General features: G+C 66.9%; 15 protein-coding genes. 12 read left to right on the forward strand and 3 right to left on the reverse strand.

Features of this window, described 5'->3' with window-relative positions:
- Window positions 1-29: 29 nt before the first annotated feature.
- Window positions 30-2,096, reverse strand: coding sequence for a molecular chaperone DnaK (gene dnaK, locus G342_RS0106215; RefSeq protein WP_281170439.1), 2,067 nt, complete (start codon window positions 2,094-2,096; stop codon window positions 30-32).
- 58 nt (window positions 2,097-2,154) lie between these two features.
- Here dnaK and G342_RS0106220 point away from each other — a divergent pair, with 58 nt between their 5' ends.
- Entirely contained in the window at window positions 2,155-2,787 is a 633-nt protein-coding gene (locus G342_RS0106220) for an alpha-ketoglutarate-dependent dioxygenase AlkB (RefSeq protein WP_018182250.1), read from the forward strand.
- Between the two features lie 49 nt (window positions 2,788-2,836).
- Window positions 2,837-3,496: a bifunctional nicotinamidase/pyrazinamidase gene (gene pncA / locus G342_RS0106225; protein WP_018182251.1), complete on the forward strand. Its 660-nt coding sequence runs from the start codon at window positions 2,837-2,839 to the stop codon at window positions 3,494-3,496.
- Between the two features lie 4 nt (window positions 3,497-3,500).
- On the opposite strand, the gene G342_RS25195 is transcribed toward pncA, so the two are convergent.
- Complete coding sequence (locus tag G342_RS25195; protein WP_018182252.1) at window positions 3,501-4,400, reverse strand: glycosyltransferase family 17 protein; 900 nt, start codon at window positions 4,398-4,400, stop codon at window positions 3,501-3,503.
- A 35-nt stretch (window positions 4,401-4,435) separates the two neighbouring features.
- On the reverse strand, window positions 4,436-6,718 hold the full coding sequence (locus tag G342_RS26420; protein WP_018182253.1) for an NADP-dependent malic enzyme: 2,283 nt from the start codon (window positions 6,716-6,718) through the stop codon (window positions 4,436-4,438).
- Window positions 6,719-6,922: 204 nt separating this feature from the next.
- On the opposite strand from G342_RS26420, the gene mutS reads away from it, so the two are divergent.
- The 10 genes from mutS to olsA all read left to right on the forward strand — a co-directional run bounded on the left by mutS (window position 6,923) and on the right by olsA (window position 19,063).
- On the forward strand, window positions 6,923-9,586 hold the full coding sequence (gene mutS, locus G342_RS0106240; protein WP_156830838.1) for a DNA mismatch repair protein MutS: 2,664 nt from the start codon (window positions 6,923-6,925) through the stop codon (window positions 9,584-9,586).
- Window positions 9,587-9,687: 101 nt separating this feature from the next.
- A complete protein-coding gene (locus G342_RS23425; protein ID WP_018182255.1) occupies window positions 9,688-12,465 on the forward strand; it encodes a [protein-PII] uridylyltransferase in 2,778 nt (925 codons plus the stop codon).
- Between the two features lie 155 nt (window positions 12,466-12,620).
- Window positions 12,621-14,186 (forward strand): murein biosynthesis integral membrane protein MurJ, encoded by a 1,566-nt coding sequence (murJ, locus tag G342_RS0106250; protein WP_018182256.1) that lies wholly within the window; start codon window positions 12,621-12,623, stop codon window positions 14,184-14,186.
- 63 nt (window positions 14,187-14,249) lie between these two features.
- A complete protein-coding gene (trpS, locus tag G342_RS0106255) occupies window positions 14,250-15,293 on the forward strand; it encodes a tryptophan--tRNA ligase (protein ID WP_018182257.1) in 1,044 nt (347 codons plus the stop codon).
- A 59-nt stretch (window positions 15,294-15,352) separates the two neighbouring features.
- The gene (locus G342_RS0106260; RefSeq protein ID WP_018182258.1) at window positions 15,353-15,847 is read left to right on the forward strand and encodes a universal stress protein; all 495 of its coding nucleotides are present in this window, start codon (window positions 15,353-15,355) and stop codon (window positions 15,845-15,847) included.
- Between the two features lie 121 nt (window positions 15,848-15,968).
- Window positions 15,969-16,529, forward strand: a complete 561-nt coding sequence (locus tag G342_RS0106265) for a NifU family protein (RefSeq protein WP_018182259.1) — start codon at window positions 15,969-15,971, stop codon at window positions 16,527-16,529.
- Between the two features lie 45 nt (window positions 16,530-16,574).
- Window positions 16,575-17,237: a tRNA (adenosine(37)-N6)-threonylcarbamoyltransferase complex dimerization subunit type 1 TsaB gene (gene tsaB / locus G342_RS0106270; protein WP_018182260.1), complete on the forward strand. Its 663-nt coding sequence runs from the start codon at window positions 16,575-16,577 to the stop codon at window positions 17,235-17,237.
- Entirely contained in the window at window positions 17,234-17,722 is a 489-nt protein-coding gene (locus tag G342_RS0106275) for a GNAT family N-acetyltransferase (RefSeq protein ID WP_156830839.1), read from the forward strand. The genes tsaB and G342_RS0106275 overlap by 4 nt, the downstream gene beginning before the upstream one ends.
- 31 nt (window positions 17,723-17,753) lie before the next feature.
- Window positions 17,754-18,218, forward strand: coding sequence for a Fur family transcriptional regulator (locus tag G342_RS0106280; RefSeq protein WP_018182262.1), 465 nt, complete (start codon window positions 17,754-17,756; stop codon window positions 18,216-18,218).
- Window positions 18,218-19,063, forward strand: a complete 846-nt coding sequence (gene olsA / locus G342_RS23430; RefSeq protein ID WP_018182263.1) for a lyso-ornithine lipid O-acyltransferase — start codon at window positions 18,218-18,220, stop codon at window positions 19,061-19,063. The genes G342_RS0106280 and olsA overlap by 1 nt, the downstream gene beginning before the upstream one ends.
- Window positions 19,064-19,080: the final 17 nt, after the last annotated feature.

The following is a 19,080-nucleotide window of genomic DNA, read 5'->3' on the forward strand; positions in this document are numbered from 1 at the left end:
CCGGGCCTCTGTGTTCTAGCGAAGCTGTATCAGTTCGACTTCTTGTCGTCGTTGACTTCCTCGAAGTCCGCGTCGACCACGTCGTCCGAACCAGCGGCCTCGGGGTTGCCCTCGCTGCCGTCGGCCTGCTGGGCCGCGTACATCGCCTCGCCGAGCTTCATCGAAGCCTGGGCCAGCGTGTTGGTCTTCTGCTGGATGGCTTCCGGATCGTCGCCTTCCAGTGCCGTCTTCAGATCGGCGATCGCGCCTTCGATCGTCGACTTGTCGGCGGCCGAGATCTTCGAACCGAACTCACCGAGCGACTTCTCGGTCGAATGCACCAGAGCTTCGCCCTGGTTCTTCGCCTCGACGACGGCGCGGCGCTTCTTGTCCTCGGCGGCGTGGCTCTCGGCGTCCTTCACCATCTTCTCGATGTCGGCGTCGGTGAGACCACCCGAGGCCTGGATGCGGATCTGCTGCTCCTTGCCGGTGCCCTTGTCCTTGGCCGAGACGTTGACGATGCCATTGGCGTCGATGTCGAAGGTGACCTCGATCTGCGGCACGCCGCGCGGCGCCGGCGGCAGGCCGACGAGATCGAACTGGCCGAGCATCTTGTTGTCGGCCGCCATCTCGCGCTCGCCCTGGAAGACCCGGATCGTCACGGCGGACTGGCTGTCCTCGGCCGTGGAGAAGACCTGGCTCTTCTTGGTCGGGATCGTCGTGTTGCGTTCGATCAGGCGCGTGAACACGCCGCCGAGCGTCTCGATGCCGAGCGACAGCGGGGTCACGTCGAGCAGCAGGACGTCCTTGACGTCGCCCTGCAGCACGCCGGCCTGGATCGCGGCGCCCATGGCGACGACTTCATCCGGGTTGACGCCCTTGTGCGGCTCCTTGCCGAAGAACTGCTTCACGATCTCCTGGATCTTCGGCATGCGGGTCATGCCGCCGACCAGGACCACTTCGTCGATCTCGCCCGCGGTCAGGCCGGCATCCTTGAGCGCGGCCTTGCAGGGCGCCACGGTCCGTTGCACCAGATCGTCGACCAGCGCCTCGAACTTGGAGCGGGTCAGCTTGATCGCAAGGTGCTTCGGGCCCTTGGCGTCGGCCGTGATGAACGGCAGGTTGATCTCGGTCTGCTGGGCCGACGAGAGTTCGATCTTGGCCTTCTCGGCGGCTTCCTTCAGGCGCTGCAGCGCGAGCTTGTCGCCGCGCAGGTCGATGCCCTGCTCGCGCTTGAACTCGTCGGCGAGGTAGCCGACCAGGCGCATGTCGAAGTCTTCGCCGCCAAGGAACGTGTCGCCATTGGTCGACTTCACCTCGAAGACGCCGTCGCCGATCTCGAGGATCGAGATGTCGAACGTGCCGCCGCCGAGGTCATAGACCGCGATCGTCTTGCCGTCGTTCTTGTCGAGGCCGTAGGCGAGCGCTGCCGCCGTTGGCTCGTTGATGATGCGCAGGACTTCGAGACCGGCGATCTTGCCGGCGTCCTTGGTCGCCTGACGCTGGGCGTCGTTGAAATAGGCCGGAACCGTGATCACGGCCTGCTCGACCGGCGTGCCGAGGAAGGCTTCCGCCGTTTCCTTCATCTTCTGCAGGATGAAGGCCGAGATCTGGGCCGGGGAGTACTTCTCGCCCTCGACCTCGACCCATGCGTCACCGTTCGGACCCTTGACGATGTTGTAGGGAACGAGGTGCTTGTCCTTCTCGACCATCGGGTCGTCATAGCGGCGGCCGATCAGGCGCTTCACCGCGAAGAAGGTGTGCTCGGGATTGGTGACAGCCTGGCGCTTGGCCGGCTGGCCGACCAGCTTCTCGCCATCGTCGGTGAACGCGACCATGGACGGCGTCGTGCGCGCGCCCTCGGCATTCTCGATGACTTTTGGCGTTTTGCCGTCCATGACGGCGAGGCAGGAATTCGTTGTTCCGAGGTCGATACCGATGACCTTAGCCATATTCTCTCTCCTTTCGGCGGGCCGTGCGGACCCTCTTTGAGGCTTCCGCCGTGCCGGGCAGGTGCCCGAACGGCCCCCATGAACGCTACGATTTGCGTGGTCTCGGCGAATGGCCGGCCTGCGCAGGTTCTGGGCGTATATAAGAAGATGCCTAAACGGCCGCAAGTCGGCTCTCAGCCTGATCTTGTGCCGATGTGCCGATCGCGGGGAGACACGCTACGAAATGCCGATATCGGAACGGGGAACGCCGACCTTCGATGGTTTCAGATTGGTGCCGGGGCGTCTGGACCGGACGGAGCAGGAAGCCCTTCGCGATGCCATCCGCGCTGTCGCGGCCGAGGCGCCGCTCTACCGCCCCAGCATGCCCAGGACCGGCAAGCCGTTCTCGGTCCGGATGACCAATTGCGGTTCGCTCGGATGGGTGTCCGACCAGAGCGGCTATCGCTATCAGCCGGCCCATCCGCTGACCGGCCGGCCCTGGCCCGAAATCCCCGAGATCCTGCTCGTTCTCTGGCGCGAGCTGGCCGACTATCCGCATCCGCCGGAAGCCTGCCTGGTCAATTTCTACGATCCGGAAGCCCGCATGGGGCTACATCAGGATTCCGACGAGGCGGAATTCGCTGCGCCGGTGCTGTCGGTGTCGCTCGGCGACAGCTGCCTGTTCCGGGTGGGTGGAACGAACCGCCGCGATCCGACCCGCTCGGTCCGGCTGGCATCGGGCGATGTCCTGCTGCTGGGCGGCCCCTCGCGGCTCGCCTTCCACGGCGTCGATCGGATCTATCCCGGCACGTCGAAATTGTTGCCGCAGGGCGGCCGCATCAACTTGACGCTTCGCCGGGTCACAAAACCCGAATAGGGCCTTTGACGTTCGGGAATAGTTGGTTAACAAGGCCTCAACAGCCGAAATGGCCGCGATCCAGTGCCGAGAGGGAGATATCGTGCCGGATTCGAACACCGTTCTCATCGTTACGGACATCCAGAACGACTTTCTGCCCGGCGGCGCTCTCGCCGTCGCGGATGGCGATGCCATCGTTCCGCTGGTCAACCAGCTCGCGCGCGGCTTCAAGAATGTCGTCATCACGCAGGACTGGCATCCCGCCGGCCACATCTCGTTCGCCTCGTCGCATGCCGGCCGCGCGCCGTTCGAGACGATCGGGCTGCGCTATGGCCCGCAGGTGCTGTGGCCGGACCATTGCGTGCAGGGCACCCCGGGCGCGGCGCTGGCGGCGGGTCTCGACATTCCGCACGCCCAGCTGATCCTCCGCAAGGGCTACCACGCCCATACCGACAGCTACTCGGCCTTCTTCGAGGCGGATCGCAAGACGCCGACCGGACTGACCGGCTACCTGTTCGAGCGCAATATCGAGCATGTCTTCGTTGTCGGCCTGGCGCTCGATTTCTGCGTGTCCTGGACGGCGCAGGATGCGCGGGCGCATGGTTTTCAGACAACCGTGATCGAGGATGCGTGCCGCGCCATCGACACCCAGGATTCGCTGGCCGAGGCGATCGCGGTGATGAACAAGGTCGGCATCCAGCGCGTCCAGTCGGTGGCGCTGGCCCGCTGAGCCGTTAGCCCCGCGTTAGCGTCCTGTAATCCGTCAGCGTCTGCGCCGAGGCGATCAGCCCGGCGAAGCGATCGGGATTGTCGCGGATGAAGGCGGGCAGCCGCTCGAGCGGCTCGAGCCGGGGCGTCGCCCCGGCGCCGTTCGCGGTCGCCTGCTCCAGCACGGCCGTGATCTGGCCGATGATCGTCGCCTCGTTCTCCAGCTCCGGCCGGACATGCGAATAGGCCATCATCTTCTCGCGCACCGCCGCGGGGCCGTTCATCGAAGTGAAGTGCCAGCCGGCGTTCGGCACCCGCACCCAGGGCCGCGGCCGGACGCCGAACACCATCCGCTTCCACTGCCGCAGCACCGCGAGAACCCGCCCTTCCTTCGGCGCCCATCCGGGACCGCCGGAGCGCAGCGCCTGCAGCCGGCGGATGTCGCCGAAGCGCGCCATGCGCGGCTTGTCCCAGGCGGTCGAGGTCAGGAGATTCAGGAAGAAGCTGTAGTAGTCCATCTCCAGCAGGTGGACCGCTTTCGGCCCGTCCGCCCGGACGATGGCCTCGATCACGCTCGCCCGCGGGATTTCGTCGACATCACAGAGAATGACAAAATCATCCGGACTGGCACCGCGCAGACCACGCGCCAGCGCATTGCGCTGGAAGCGCTCCTTCTTGAAGTAGTCGTGCTCCTTCTTGCGGCCGCCGAGAGGCAGGTCGTCGATGACGACATGCTCGATCTTGGGGAGGAACCGCGCAAAGCGGGCGCGGTTCTCCTGGAAGACGAGCGGCTTGGGCTGGCCCCTGAAGGTGTAGGGCGATTCGGCCAGCACAAAGCGGTCGACGATGCCGTCGAGTTCGTTCAGCCGCACCTCCAACAAGTCGAGCTCGTTGAAGAAAGTGAAGCAGTCATAGACTTGCGGCATCGTGGGGCCCGAGGGTTGGCGGTTGCCGCGCCTGTTTAGCCGCCCACGTTGAAGGCCGCCAGTGCCGCCATGTTGACGATATCGCTGTCGCGCGCGCCGAGCGACAGGATCTGCACCGGCTTGTCGAGGCCAACCAGCAGCGGGCCGATCACGGTGGCGCCGCCCAGCTCCTGCAGCATCTTGGTCGAGATCGAGGCCGAGTGGAACGCCGGCATGACCAGGACATTGGCCGGGCCCGACAGGCGACAGAACGGATAGGCCGCCATAGCCTTCGCGTTCAGCGCGACATCGGCCGCCATCTCGCCGTCGAACTCGAAGCCGACGCGCCGCCGCTCGAGGATCTGCACCGCCTCGCGGACATGGCGCGAACGCTCGCTTTCGGGCTGGCCGAAGGTCGAATAGGCCAGCATGGCGACGCGCGGTTCGTAGCCGAGACGCTTGGCGACGCCGGCCGCCTCGACCGCGATGTCGGCCAGTTCCTCGCCCGACGGCATGTCGTGCACGGCGGTATCGGCGACGACCACGGTCCGGCCCCGGATCAGGGCGATCGAAACGCCGATGACGCGATGACCCGGCCGTGTATCGATGACCTTGCGGACATCGCTGAGCACGGTGGAGTAGTTGCGCGTCACGCCGGACACCATGGCGTCGGCATCGCCGAGCGCCACCATGGTGGCACCGAAATAGTTGCGGTCGGTGTTAATCAGGCGCTGGCTGTCGCGATGCAGGTAGCCCTGGCGCTGCAGGCGCGCATAGAGGAAGTCGATATAGGCCGGGTTGCGCTTCGACAGCCGCGCATTGTGGATCTCCATGCCGTCCGACAGCTCGATGCCGGCATTCGCCGCCGTCTCGCGGATGATGTCCTCGCGGCCGATCAGGATCGCCGTGCCGAGTTCCTGCGACACGAAGCTGGCGGCGGCGCGGATTACCTGCTCTTCCTCGCCCTCGGCGAAGACGACGCGCTTCGGATTGCGGCGGACGCGCTCATAGATGCGCGCCAGCGTGCCGACGATCGGATCGCGGCGGGCCGAGAGCTGGATCTTGTAGGCGGCCATGTCCTCGATCGGCTTGCCGGCGACGCCACTGTCCATCGCGGCCTGGGCCACGGCGGCCGGGATGTCCGACAAGAGGCGCGGATCGAACGGCACGGGAATGATGTAGTGCGGGCCGAAACGCGGCCGGACGCCCTGATAGGCGGCGGCGACCTCGTCGGGAACGTCCTTGCGGGCCAGCGCGGCAAGCGCGTTGGCCGCCGCGATCTTCATGTCCTCGTTGATCGTCGTGGCGCGGACGTCGAGCGCGCCACGGAAGATGTAGGGGAAGCCGAGGACGTTGTTGACCTGGTTCGGATAGTCGGAGCGGCCGGTCGCCATGATGGCGTCGTCGCGGATCTCGGCCACTTCCTCGGGCGTGATCTCCGGATCGGGATTGGCCATGGCGAAGATGATCGGCTTCGGCGCCATGGAGCGGACCATGTCGGGCGTCAGCGCGCCCTTGGCCGAGACGCCGAAGAAGATGTCGGCGCCCTTCATGGCGTCTTCGAGCGTGCGCGCCTCGGTCGCCGTCGCATGCGCCGTCTTCCACTGGTTCATGCCCTCGGTGCGGCCCTGGTAGACCACGCCCTTGGTGTCGCAGAGCAGCACGTTCTCCGCCGGCATGCCCATCGCCTTGACCAGCTCGATGCAGGCGATGCCAGCCGCGCCGGCGCCGTTGCAAACGAGGCGGGTGGTCTTGATGTCGCGTCCGGTCAGGTGCAGCGCGTTGATCATGCCGGCGGTGGCGATGATGGCGGTGCCGTGCTGGTCGTCATGGAAGACGGGGATGTCCATCAGCTCGCGCAGGCGGCTTTCGATGATGAAGCAGTCCGGCGCCTTGATGTCTTCCAGATTGATGCCGCCGAAGGACGGGCCGAGATAGCGGACCGAGTTGACGAAGGCGTCGACGTCTTCGGTGTCGAGCTCGAGATCGATCGAGTCGATATCGGCGAAGCGCTTGAAGAGGACTGCCTTGCCCTCCATCACCGGCTTCGAGGCGAGCGGGCCGAGATTGCCGAGGCCGAGAATGGCGGTGCCGTTCGAAATCACGGCCACCATGTTGCCGCGCGTCGTGTAGTCATAGGCGAGCGCCGGGTCCTCGGCGATCGCCTTGACCGGCACGGCGACGCCGGGCGAATAGGCGAGCGACAGGTCGCGCTGCGTCGCCATCGGCTTGGTGGGGGTGATTTCCAGTTTTCCGGGCCGCCCCTGGGCGTGGAAGTCCAGCGCCTCCTTGTCGGTCAGCACGGGGCCGCTCTTGGCGGGGCGTTTGGTTTCGGTCATGGATTGGAGCTCGGCGTGGGGCGTTTCCGGGGCGGACGGCATTCGCCGTCTCAAAATGCGGACAGCGACGATATCACCGGTTTCTGTGATCTCAAGCATGCCGATCACGCACGCGAGGGTGAAACACCTTCAACGTTTTGCTAGCGTCCCGCCATGCTCGAAACCCGACCCACGCCCGACGCCTCGCTCCCCCGGCCCACACCGATGATGGAGCAGTATGTCGAGATCAAAAGCGCCAATCCGGGCAGCCTGCTTTTCTACCGGATGGGCGACTTCTACGAACTGTTCTTCGGCGACGCCGAGATCGCCTCGCGGGCGCTCGGCATCACGCTGACCAAGCGCGGCAAGCATCTCGGCGAGGACATCCCGATGTGCGGCGTGCCGGTGCATGCCGCCAATGATTATCTGCAGAAGCTGATCTCGCTCGGCCACCGGGTCGCCGTCTGCGAGCAGCAGGAAGATCCGGCCGAGGCGAAGAAGCGCGGCGGCAAGTCGGTGGTGAAGCGCGGCGTCGTCCGTCTCGTCACGCCGGGCACGCTGACCGAGGACACGCTGCTCGACGCCGGTCGCAACAACTACCTGGCCGCCGTGGCGCGCCTGCGCGGTGGCGCCGCCGACGGCGGCGACCGCTTCGCCATTGCCTGGATCGACATCTCGACCGGCGATTTCCGCCTGGCCGAAACCGACCAGCTGCGCCTCTCCGCCGATGTCGCCCGCGTCGACCCGCGCGAATTGCTGGTGCCGGACAGCTTCTTCGCGGATGAGGAACTCGGTCCGTTCGTGCGCGAGCTGCCGGTCGCCGTGACGCCGCTGCCCGGCGCCTTCTTCGACGGCTCCACCGCCGGTACGCGGCTCGCCGCCTATTTCGGCGTCGGCACGCTGGACGGCATCGGCTCGTTCACCCGCGTCGAGCTCTCGGCCGCGGCCGCGGCGCTCGCCTATGTCGAGAAGACGCAGATCAGCGAGCGACCGCCGCTCGCCCGGCCGATCCGCGAGAGCGACGGCGCCGTCATGCTGATCGACGCGGCGACGCGCGCCAATCTGGAGCTGGTGCGGACTCTTTCCGGCGAGCGGCGCGGCAGCCTGCTCGCCGCCATCGACCGGACAGTGACGGGCGCCGGCTCGCGCCTGCTGGCCGAGCGGCTCGCCAGCCCCTCGACCGATCCGGCGCTGATCGAGCGCCGGCTCGATGCGCTCGACCACATGCTGAAGCTCGGGCGACGCCGCGCCGTTATCCGCGAGGCGCTCGGCGCCAGCCCGGATCTTGCCCGCGCGCTCTCCCGCCTGACACTCAATCGCGGCGGTCCGCGCGATCTCGCCGGCATCCGCTACTCGCTCGACGCGGCAGCCCGGCTGGCCGGCGTGCTGGGCGAGGATGACACGGCGTTGCCGGATGAACTGGCGGCGGCGCGCGCCGCACTCGCCAGCGCCCCGCATGATCTCGCAACCGAACTGGCGGGGGCGCTCGCCGACGAATTGCCGCTCTTGAAGCGCGACGGCGGCTTCGTCCGCGCCGGCTATGATGAGGATCTCGACACCACGCGGGCCCTGCGCGACGAAAGCCGGCAGGTGATCGCCGGCCTGCAGGCGACCTATGCGTCCGAGACCGACATCAAGGCGCTGAAGATCAAGCACAACAACGTGCTCGGCTATTTCATCGAGGTGCCGCAGCAGCATGGCGAGCGCCTGCTCGGCGCCGATTTCGCCGGCCGCTATATCCATCGCCAGACCATGGCCGGCGCGATGCGCTTCATCACCACCGAGCTTGCCGACCTGGAGGCGAAGATCGCCTCGGCCGGCGACCGGGCGCTGGCGATCGAGCAGGCGACCTTCGATGCGCTGCTCGCCCATGTCGTCGGTGTCTCGGATTCGTTGCGCGCCGTTGCCGCCGCTCTGGCGGTCATCGACGTCACGGCGGCGCTGGCGACCCTCGCCGAGACTGACAACTACGCCCGGCCGGTGGTCGACCGCTCGCTCGCCTTCGCCATCGAAGGCGGCCGCCATCCCGTCGTCGAGCAGGCGCTGAAGCGCGACAACGGCGCCGCCTTCGTCGCCAATGGTTGCGACCTCGGCGCCCGCAAGGAAGGCAATCCGGGCCTGATCTGGCTGATCACCGGTCCCAACATGGCCGGTAAGTCGACTTTCCTGCGCCAGAACGGCCTGATCGCCATCCTGGCGCAGATCGGCTCCTACGTTCCGGCCGACAGCGCCCATCTCGGCATCGTCGACCGGCTGTTCAGCCGCGTGGGTGCTGCCGACGATCTCGCGCGCGGCCGTTCGACCTTCATGGTCGAGATGGTCGAGACGGCGGCGATCCTCAATCAGGCGACCGAGCGCTCGCTGGTCATCCTGGACGAGATCGGCCGCGGCACGGCGACCTTCGACGGCCTGTCGATCGCCTGGGCGGCGATCGAGCATCTGCACGAGGTCAACCGCGCCCGCGGCCTGTTCGCGACGCACTATCACGAGCTGACGGCGCTGTCGCAGCGGCTCGACCGGCTGGAGAATGCCACCGTCCGCGTCAAGGAATGGAACGGCGACGTCGTCTTCCTGCACGAGATCGTCGCCGGCGCCGCCGACCGTTCCTATGGCATCCAGGTGGCGAAGCTCGCCGGATTGCCGGCCTCCGTGGTGGCGCGCGCCCGCGATGTGCTCTCGCATCTCGAGGAAACCGACCGCAAATCGCCGGCCGCGACGCTGATCGACGACCTGCCGCTATTTGCCGCGCTGGCGGCCAAACCGCAGCCTGTCGTGGCGGAAGACCCGCTCGGACCGGTGCTCGACGGGTTGCAGCCGGACGAAATGACCCCGCGCCAGGCGCTGGAGGCGCTCTACAGCCTGAAAGCCGTGCGGGCGCAGAAGCGCTGACCGGGCCGGCAGGGGCGAGCGGGGGCGGGCCACTATTGGCGCGGTCCTGAAAAGCGGTTTACGCTTTGCTCCCCTGCCACGACCCAGAGCCGATCGCCTCCATGACCAGAACCGAGACAGCGCTCCTCGACGGCTCGCCGCTCGCGGCGGAACTGCACGCGTTGGCATCCGGTCTCGACAAGTCGGCCTTGCGGTCGGCGGTGCTCGCCCATCTGAAGCAGGGGATGAAGGCCGGCCGGGCCGAGGCCGAGGCGCAGCTGATCGCCGACGGCCATGGCAGCGATTGCGCGCGCCGGCTGTCGAACCTGCAGGACGAGGTGATCGGCGCGATCTACGAGGTCGCGGTTCGCCACATCTATCCGGCCGAGAACCCGACCTCGGCCGAGCGCATGGCGCTGGTCGCCGTCGGCGGCTATGGCCGCGGCATGCTGGCGCCCGGCTCCGACATCGACCTGCTGTTCGTCCTGCCCTACAAGCAGACGCCCTGGGGCGAGAGCGTCGTCGAATTCGTGCTCTACATGCTGTGGGATCTCGGCCTCAAGGTCGGCCACGCCACCCGCAATGTCGACGAATGCATCCGCCTGTCGCGTGGCGACATGACGATCCGCACGGCGATCCTCGAATCCCGCTTCCTCTGGGGCGACCAGCATCTCTTCGACGAATTGACCCAGCGCTTCGATACCGAGGTGGTCAAGGGAACCGGGCCGGAATTCATCGCCGCCAAGCTCGCCGAGCGGGACGATCGCCATCGGCGCCAGGGCGCCTCGCGCTATCTGGTCGAGCCGAACGTGAAGGAAGGCAAAGGCGGCCTCAGGGACCTGCACACGCTGTTCTGGATCGCCAAATATTTCTACCGCGTCCGCTCCGGCGACGCGCTGGTCGAGGCGGGGCTGTTCTCCCGCTCCGAGCTGGCGCTGTTCCGCAAGTCGGAGGATTTCCTCTGGTCGGTGCGCTGCCATCTGCACTTCCTGACCGGGCGGCCGGAGGAGCGGCTTTCCTTCGACGTCCAGCGCGAGATGGCGGTGCGTCTGGGCTACACCTCGCATCCGGGCATGAAGGATGTCGAGCGCTTCATGAAGCACTACTTCCTGGTCGCCAAGGATGTCGGCGACCTGACGATGATCTTCTGCGCCGGCCTCGAGGAGGAGAACGCCAAGCCGACGCCGCTCCTGAACCGGTTCTTCCAGTTCGGCGCCCGCCGCCGCCACCGCAAGATCCCCGGCTCGAGCGATTTCGTCGTCGAGCATGACCGCATCAACATGGCGTCGGCCGACGTCTTCAAGCGCGATCCGGTCAATCTGATCCGCATCTTCCATCTCGCCGACAAATATGACCTCGCCTTCCATCCCGACGCGATGAAGCAGGTGACGCGTTCGCTGAAGCTGATTGACGGCAAGCTGCGCGACGATCCCGAGGCGAACCGGCTGTTCCTGGAGCTGGTGGCGTCGCGCAACCAGCCGGAAGTCGTGCTGCGGCGGATGAACGAGGCGGGCGTGCTCGGCCGCTTCGTGCCGGATTTCGGCAAGGTCGTCGCGATGATGCAGTTCAACATGTACCACCACTATACGGTGGACGAGCACCTGATCCGCTCGATCGGCGTGCTGTCGGAGATCGACGGCGGCGACCGCGGCAGCGAGCATCCGCTCGCCAACACGGTGATGCCGACGATCCAGGACCGGACGCCGCTATTCGTCGCGATGTTCCTGCATGATGTCGCCAAGGGGCGGCCGGAGGATCATTCGATCGCCGGCGCCCGCGTGGCGCGCAAGCTCGGGCCGCGCTTCGGGCTGTCGCCGGCGCAGACCGAGACGGTCGCCTGGCTGATCGAGCACCACCTGCTGATGAGCATGACGGCGCAGTCGCGCGATCTCGGCGACCGCAAGACGATCCAGGATTTCGCGGCCGTCGTGCAGAGCCTCGACCGGCTGAAGATGCTGATGGTGCTGACCATCGCCGACATCAAGGCGGTCGGCCCGGGTGTGTGGAACGGCTGGAAGGGACAGCTGCTGCGCACGCTCTATTACGAGACCGAGCCGCTCTTGACCGGCGGCCACAGCCAGGTCTCGCGCGACGAGCGCGTCGCCGCCGCCAAGGCGGAGCTGGCCGAGGCGCTGGCCGACTGGCCGGCGCGCGAGCTCGACACCTATCTCGACCGCCATTACCCGGCCTACTGGCTCCGGGTCGACCTGCCGCGCAAGATCGCCCATGCGGCGCTGATCCGCGATGCCGACCGTTCCGGCAAGACACTGGCGACGGCCGTGTCGACGCGCGCCTTCGAGGCGATCACCGAGATCACGGTGCTGGCGCCGGACCATCCGCGCCTGCTGTCGATGATCGCCGGCGCCTGCACCGCCGCCGGCGGCAACATCGTCGACGCGCAGATCTTCACCACGACCGACGGGCTCGCCGTCGACACCATCTTCATCGCGCGCGAATTCGAGACCGACGCGGAGGAGACGGCGCGCGCGCTCAAGGTGAGCACGCTGATCGAGCAGGCGCTGTCGGGCGTCGTCGCCCTGCCAGAGGCCATCGCCAGGAAGGCGAAGTCGCGCGCCCGCATCAAGGCCTTCACCGTCGAGACGCGGATCCTGCTCGATAATTCCTGGTCGAACCAGTTCACGGCGATCGAGGCATCCGGTCTCGACCGGCCGGGCCTGCTCTACGACCTCACGCGCTCGATCTCCGATCTCAACCTCAACATTGCCTCCGCCCATGTCGTCACCTTCGGGGAGCGGGCGGTCGACGTGTTCTATGTCACCGATCTGACCGGCCGGAAGGTGATGAACGCCAATCGCGAGGCGAGCATCCGCCGCCGCCTGCATCAGGCCTTCGAGGGCACGACGCCGGTCGACAAGCCGGCGGCGCGCAAATCGAGCTGATCGAAGGTCAGACTGATCGCCGGCCGTGCCGACGGGTCCATCGCTCGCCTTACCTTTGCCAGCATGGCATGCGACCGCGATATCGGGGCTTCCTTTTGCCCTCGATTTGAAGCAAGCAAGCCGCTCACGCCTCATCCGAGACATTCCAGGCCGCCATGTCCCTTCTGAAGAATTTCGTCACCGTCGGCGGATCGACGACGTCGAGCCGGCTGATCGGTTTCGTACGCGACATGTTCATGGCGGCGGCGCTCGGCACCGGTCCGGTGGCGGATGCCTTCATGGTGGCCTTCCGCTTCCCGAACCTGTTTCGCCGGCTATTCGCCGAGGGCGCCTTCGCCTCCGCCTTCGTGCCGATGTTCGCCGGCAAGTTGGAGGTGGACGGCCGCGACGAGGCGCGCCAGTTCGGCTCCGAGGCGCTGTCGGCGCTGTTCGCCTTCCTCGTCGTGCTCACCGTCGTGGCGCTGATCGCCATGGTGCCGCTGATGTACATCATGGCGCCGGGCTTCGTGTCGGACCCGTCGAAATTCGACCTCGCCGTGCTGATGACGCGGATCTCGTTTCCCTATCTGACGCTGATCTCGCTGCTCGCGCTCTATAGCGGCGTGCTGAACGCCGACGGTCGCTTCATGGCGGCGGCGATGGCACCGGCCCTGCTCAATGTCGTGCTGGTGGCGGCGCTCGCCTACATCCTGTTCTCGAAGCTCGAAAACAGCGCCGAGGCGGGCATCCTGCTCTCCTGGGCGACGCTGGTCGGGGGCGTGCTGCAGCTCGCCGTGGTCATCATCGACGCCCACCGCAACGGCCTGCTGCTGAAGCTGCGCTGGCCGCGGCTGACCGCCGGCGTGCGCAAGCTGACCCGGCTCGCCGTGCCGGGCATGATCGCCGGCGGCGTCACCCAGATCAACATCATCATCGGCACGATGATCGCCTCCTTCGCGCCGGGCGCGATCGCGATCCTGAGCTATGCCGACCGCCTCTACCAGCTGCCGCTCGGCATCGTCGGCGCCACCATCGCCGTCGTCATGCTGCCGGATCTGTCGCGCCAGCTGCGCGGCGGCCGCGACGATCTCGCCCACCACACGCAGAACCGCAGCCTCGAATTCGCCATGGCGCTGACCCTGCCGGCGGCGATCGCGCTGTTCGTGCTGGCGAAGCCGATCGTCCAGGTGCTGTTCCAGCGCGGCGAGTTCGGCCCCGACGCCACGATCGCCACGGCGCATACGCTGATGGCCTATGCGGTCGGCCTGCCGGCCTTCGTGCTGATCAAGGTGTTTTCGCCGGGCTTCTTCGCCCGCGAGGATACCAAGACGCCGATGCGGTTCGCGGCGGTCGGCGTCGCGGTCAACATCGTCGGCTCGCTGGCGCTGTTCCCGTCGCTCACCTATGTCGGCATTGCCATCGCCACCAGCATCTCCGGCTGGGTCAATGCCGGCCTGCTCGGCTGGGCGCTGCACAAGCGCGGCCATTTCGTCTTCGACGCCAAGGTCCGGCGCAACATGCCGATGGTGCTGGTGGCCGCGCTCGCCATGGGCGTCGCGGTGTTCCTGGCGGCGTGGTGGGCCGAGCCCTATTTCGCCGACCACCGCATCCTGTTCCGCGCGGTGGCGATGGGGGTGATCTGCGCCATCGGCCTGGTGCTGTTCGCGCTGTTCTGCCAGCTGACGGGCGTGGTGCATTTCGGCGCCATGCTCGGCAAGCTGCGCAACCGTCGGCGCGGTTGATTTCAGGCCGCTTGCGCGATGGACGCCGCCGCGCGATAAGGCGGCGGAAAAACGGGGTTTCTGATGACCGAATTCAAGACGCGCATCTTTTCCGGCGTCCAGCCGACCGGCAATCTGCATCTCGGCAACTATCTCGGCGCGATCGTCAATTTCGTCGCCCTGCAGCACGAGAACGAGTGCATCTATTGCGTCGTCGACATGCACGCGATCACCGTCTGGCAGGAGCCGGCCGAGCTGACGCGGCAGATCCGCGAGGTCACGGCCGCCTTCGTCGCCGCCGGCATCGACCCGGTCAAGAACGTCGTCTTCAACCAGAGCCAGGTCTCCGCCCATGCGGAACTGGCCTGGATCTTCAACTGCGTCGCGCGCATCGGCTGGATGAACCGCATGACGCAGTTCAAGGACAAGGCCGGCAAGGACAAGGAGAACGCCTCGCTCGGTCTGCTCGCCTATCCGAGCCTGATGGCCGCCGACATCCTCGCCTATCAGGCGACGCATGTGCCGGTCGGCGAGGACCAGAAGCAGCATCTCGAGCTGACCCGCGACATCGCGCAGAAGTTCAACAACGATTATGCCGAGTCGATCGCCGCCCACGGCTTCGGCGACGCCTATTTCCCGATCACCGAGCCCGTCATCACGGGACCTGCGACCCGCATCATGTCGCTGCGCGACGGTACCAAGAAGATGTCGAAGTCGGATCCGTCCGATTACTCGCGCATCAATTTGACCGATGACGCCGACGGCATCGCCCAGAAGATCCGCAAGGCGAAGACCGATGCCGAGCCGCTGCCCGGCGAGGTCGAGGGCCTGAAGGGGCGTCCGGAAGCGGACAATCTGGTCGGCATCTACGCGGCCCTCTCCGGCCTTTCCAAGGATGACGTTCTGCGCCAGTTCGGCGGCCAGCAATTCTCGGGCTTCAAGCCGGCGCTCGCCGATCTCGCGGTCGAGAAGCTCGGCCCCGTCGGTGGCGAAATGCGCCGCCTGATGGCCGATCCCGGCCACATCGACACCATCCTCGCCGATGGCGCGGCGCGGGCGGATGCGATCGCCCGTCCGATCCTCGACGGCGTCAAGGACGTCGTCGGCTTCATCCGTCGCAAGTCGTAACGCCATCAAGGCGGGATCGGCGGCTTGCGGCGCCGGCCGGCCAATGGCAGCATTGCAGCATGCTGATGAAGCGAAAGAGCACTGAAGCCGGTCACCGCCGCAAGTTTCTGGCGGTGATCGACGATACGCCCGAATGCTCGCGCGCCGTCATTTATGGCGCGCGGCGGGCGGAGCGGACCAGCGGCGCCCTCGTCCTGCTCTATGTGATCGAACCGTCCGGCTTCCAGCACTGGATCGGCGTCGAGAACATCATGCGCGCCGAGGCGATGGAGGAGGCCGAGACGACGCTCGGCCGATTCGCCGACCTTGCCAGGCGCCATTCGTCGATCGAGCCGGAAATGGTCATCCGCGAAGGCACGCGGGCCGAGCAGATCACCGCGCTGATCGAGGCGGACGAGGATATCGCGATCCTCATTCTTGCCGCCGGCACCGACAAGGAAGGCCCGGGTCCGCTGGTGTCTTCGATCGCCGGCAAGCTCTCGGCAACCTTCCCGGTGCCGATCACCATCGTGCCCGGCACGCTTTCCGACGACGACATCGCCGCCATCGCTTGAAACCTGACCCTGAGACTACGATTTTAGGCGTCGGGTGGCGATTCCGCTTGGATGGAAGCGCGACACTGGCTAACATGCCTCTCTAGAAATATTCTAAACAAGATCGCACGGAGCCCGCATCATGTTCATTCAAACCGAAGCGACGCCGAATCCGTCGACCTTGAAGTTCCTGCCGGGTCGGCTTGTCTTGCCGGAAAGCACCGCCGAATTCCGCGACGCGGACGATGCCGGCCGGTCGCCGCTGGCCGAGCGCCTGTTCGCCGTCAACGGCGTCGCCGGCGTGTTCCTCGGGCATGACTTCATCAGCGTGACCAAGAAGGACGGCGAGTGGCAGCACATGAAGCCGGCCATTCTCGGCGCGATCATGGAGCATTTCATGGCCGGCGTTCCGGTCATGGCGACGCTGAAGCCGCATTCGAGCGACGAGGCGGAATTCTTCGACGAGGGCGATGCCGAGCTGGTCGACACCATCAAGGAGCTGATCGAGACGCGCGTCCGTCCGGCCGTGGCGCAGGATGGCGGCGACATCACCTTCCAGGGTTTCCGGGACGGTGTCGTCTATCTCAACATGCGCGGCTCCTGCTCGGGTTGCCCGTCCTCGACGGCGACGCTGAAGCACGGAATCCAGAACCTGCTGCGTCACTTCGTACCTGAAGTGCGCGAGGTTGAGGCCGTTTCCTGATCGGGAACGCTCGACAGCGCGGCTCTCTCGCACTATCCGGGGTCCATGACCCTGCTCGCCATCGATACCGCTCTCGAGAATTGCTCCGTCGGACTTGAAGCCGGCGGGGCCGTCTTCCTGCGCGTCGAGACGATCGGCAAGGGCCACGCCGAGTTGCTGATGCCCGAGATCGCGGCCGTGCTGGACGAGGCGGGCGTCTCGGCGGGATCGCTGTCCCGCATCGTCGTCTCGGTCGGTCCCGGCTCGTTCACCGGGCTGCGCGTTGGCATCTCGGCGGCGCGCGGGCTCGCGCTCGTCCATCGGATCCCGGTCGTTGGCGTCAGCACGCTGGAAAGCCACGCCGCGCTCGCGGCGCGCGAACGGCCGGCGGATCGCCGCCAACCGATCCTGGCGCTGCTGCCGGCGCGCGGCGACGAACTCTACGGCCAGCTCTTTTCAGCGACCCTGCATCCGCTCGACGAGGCGTCGCTCGGCTCGATCGCGCACTTCGCCGAGCTGGCGGCGCGTTCGGGCGCCGATCTCGCCGGGGCCGGGGCGCCGCGGCTGGAACAGCCGGAGCGGGTCGTGCATGCGCGGTCGGCGCCGGATATCGCCATTCTGCTGGCGCGCGGAGCGACGCTCGATCCGGCGGATCATCCGCCGAAGCCGCTCTACATCAAGCCACCCGATGCCCAGCCCCAGCTGCACAAGGGAATTCAGCGCCAATGATGGATTTGCTGTTGCGCCCGCGGATCATCATCGATGCGGCGGAACCGGCCGATACCGAGGCCCTGGTCGAAATCCATGCCGCCGGCTTCCGGCGCGGCTGGAGCGCCGACGAGATCGAGGGGCTGATCGCCGATGATACGGTGTTCAGCCTGGTGCTGCGGCGCGAGACCCTGTTCGGCGCCCGGCGGCCGCACGGCTTCATCCTCATCCGCACGGTCGCCGACCAGGCCGAGGTGCTGACGATCGCCGTCGCGCCGTCGAGCCGCGGGCGGGGCTATGGCCGCCAGCTGATGGAGGAGGCGCTGCGCTGCCTCTACCGCGATCTGGTGCCGGAGATCTTTCTCGAGGTCGATGAAGGCAATCGCAGCGCGGTCGGCCTGTACCAGTCGCTCGGATTTGTCGAAGTCGGCCGGCGAAAGGGCTACTATAGCGACGGCAAGGGGCCGGGTGGCACGGCGCTGGTCTTGCGATTGCAACTCCGTTGAGCAGGATTTTTGAATCAGGGTGGGGCAGGAGATGAGTGTGACGCCAGAGCTTCAGCATTCGACGACCCTCGAAGACGCTTGCGTCGAGAAGGGCATGCGCATGACCGAGCAGCGCCGCATCATCGCTCGCGTGCTCGATGTCGCGACCGATCATCCCGATGTCGAGGAGGTCTACCGCCGCGCCTCGGCGATCGATCCGCGCATCTCGATCTCGACCGTCTATCGCACGGTCAAGCTGTTCGAGGACGCCGGCATGATCGAGCGGCATGATTTCCGCGATGGCCGCAGCCGTTACGAGATGGTCTCGGAAGAGCATCACGACCACCTGATCGACCTGCGCAGCGGCGACGTCATCGAATTCCGCAGCGAGGAGATCGAGGCGCTGCAGGAACTGATCGCCAAGCGGCTCGGCTACCGGCTTGTCGACCATCGGCTCGAGCTCTATGCCGTGCCGATCGACGACAAGTCTGCCAAGGGCGCCAAGGGCGGCAACTGATGCGCTGGCTCCGGCGCGGCGGTGTCCTGGTCTATCTGCTGCTGGTGACGCTGGTCCTCCTGCCGGTGCAGTTGTTCGCGATGCGCTTTCGTCCGCGCCTCGCCGCCCGCGTGCCGATGTGGTGGCAGCGCGCCGCGGCGCGCGCGCTCGGTCTCCGGGTCCGCATCGAGGGCGAGCCGGCCGGCGACCGGCCGCTGCTGATCGTCTCCAACCACGTCTCCTGGGTCGACATCGTCACGCTCGGTAGTCTGCTGCCGGTCTCCTTCATCGCCAAGAGCGAGGTCGGCGGCTGGCCGGTGGTGAAGTGGCTCGCGCGGCTGCAGCGCAGCGTCTTCATCGACCGCACCCGCCGCACGGCGACGGCCGCCTCGAACAGCGCCATCGCGGCGCGGCTCGCCGGCGGCGAGGCGCTCGTGCTGTTCGCCGAGGGCACCACCGGTGACGGCATCAGCGTGCTGCCGTTCCGCAGCGCTCTGGTCGGCGCGGCGCGCGAGGCGAGCGGCGCCGACGCGCCGATCACGATCCAGCCAGTCGCCATCGTCTATGTCGGCTTCCAGGGCCTGCCGATCGATCGCTCGCGCATGGCCGAGATCGCCTGGCACGGTCACATGGATCTCGCCCCGCATCTGGCGGCGCTGATCGACATCGGCGCCATCGACGCGGTGGTGGCGTTCGGCACGCCGATCATCTTCGGGCCGGATGCCGATCGCAAGCAGGTGACCGCCCAGGCCGAGGCGGAAGTGCGGGCGCTGGTGCGCTCGGTCCGGGCGCGCGGCCTCAAGAACATCACGGTCACGACAGCGTCACCGGAGGCCGCTATTCTCAGCGGCGCAGAAAGCGGCTAGGAAGGGCGGGCGACGGC

The organism is Kaistia granuli DSM 23481 (assembly GCF_000380505.1).
GTDB classification, from domain to species: Bacteria; Pseudomonadota; Alphaproteobacteria; order Rhizobiales; family Kaistiaceae; genus Kaistia; species Kaistia granuli.

What these genes read in the sequence shown, in the direction of transcription:
- G342_RS0106265 (WP_018182259.1), top strand. Translation starts at nt 15,969, where the DNA reads ATGTTCATTCAAACCGAAGCGACGCCGAATCCGTCGACCTTGAAGTTC.
- G342_RS25195 (WP_018182252.1), bottom strand. Translation starts at nt 4,400, where the DNA reads ATGCCGCAAGTCTATGACTGCTTCACTTTCTTCAACGAGCTCGACTTG.
- pncA (WP_018182251.1), top strand. Translation starts at nt 2,837, where the DNA reads ATGGCCGCGATCCAGTGCCGAGAGGGAGATATCGTGCCGGATTCGAAC.
- G342_RS23425 (WP_018182255.1), top strand. Translation starts at nt 9,688, where the DNA reads ATGACCAGAACCGAGACAGCGCTCCTCGACGGCTCGCCGCTCGCGGCG.
- G342_RS0106260 (WP_018182258.1), top strand. Translation starts at nt 15,353, where the DNA reads ATGCTGATGAAGCGAAAGAGCACTGAAGCCGGTCACCGCCGCAAGTTT.
- G342_RS26420 (WP_018182253.1), bottom strand. Translation starts at nt 6,718, where the DNA reads ATGACCGAAACCAAACGCCCCGCCAAGAGCGGCCCCGTGCTGACCGAC.
- murJ (WP_018182256.1), top strand. Translation starts at nt 12,621, where the DNA reads ATGTCCCTTCTGAAGAATTTCGTCACCGTCGGCGGATCGACGACGTCG.
- olsA (WP_018182263.1), top strand. Translation starts at nt 18,218, where the DNA reads ATGCGCTGGCTCCGGCGCGGCGGTGTCCTGGTCTATCTGCTGCTGGTG.
- G342_RS0106220 (WP_018182250.1), top strand. Translation starts at nt 2,155, where the DNA reads ATGCCGATATCGGAACGGGGAACGCCGACCTTCGATGGTTTCAGATTG.
- tsaB (WP_018182260.1), top strand. Translation starts at nt 16,575, where the DNA reads ATGACCCTGCTCGCCATCGATACCGCTCTCGAGAATTGCTCCGTCGGA.
- G342_RS0106280 (WP_018182262.1), top strand. Translation starts at nt 17,754, where the DNA reads ATGAGTGTGACGCCAGAGCTTCAGCATTCGACGACCCTCGAAGACGCT.
- trpS (WP_018182257.1), top strand. Translation starts at nt 14,250, where the DNA reads ATGACCGAATTCAAGACGCGCATCTTTTCCGGCGTCCAGCCGACCGGC.
- mutS (WP_156830838.1), top strand. Translation starts at nt 6,923, where the DNA reads ATGATGGAGCAGTATGTCGAGATCAAAAGCGCCAATCCGGGCAGCCTG.
- G342_RS0106275 (WP_156830839.1), top strand. Translation starts at nt 17,234, where the DNA reads ATGATGGATTTGCTGTTGCGCCCGCGGATCATCATCGATGCGGCGGAA.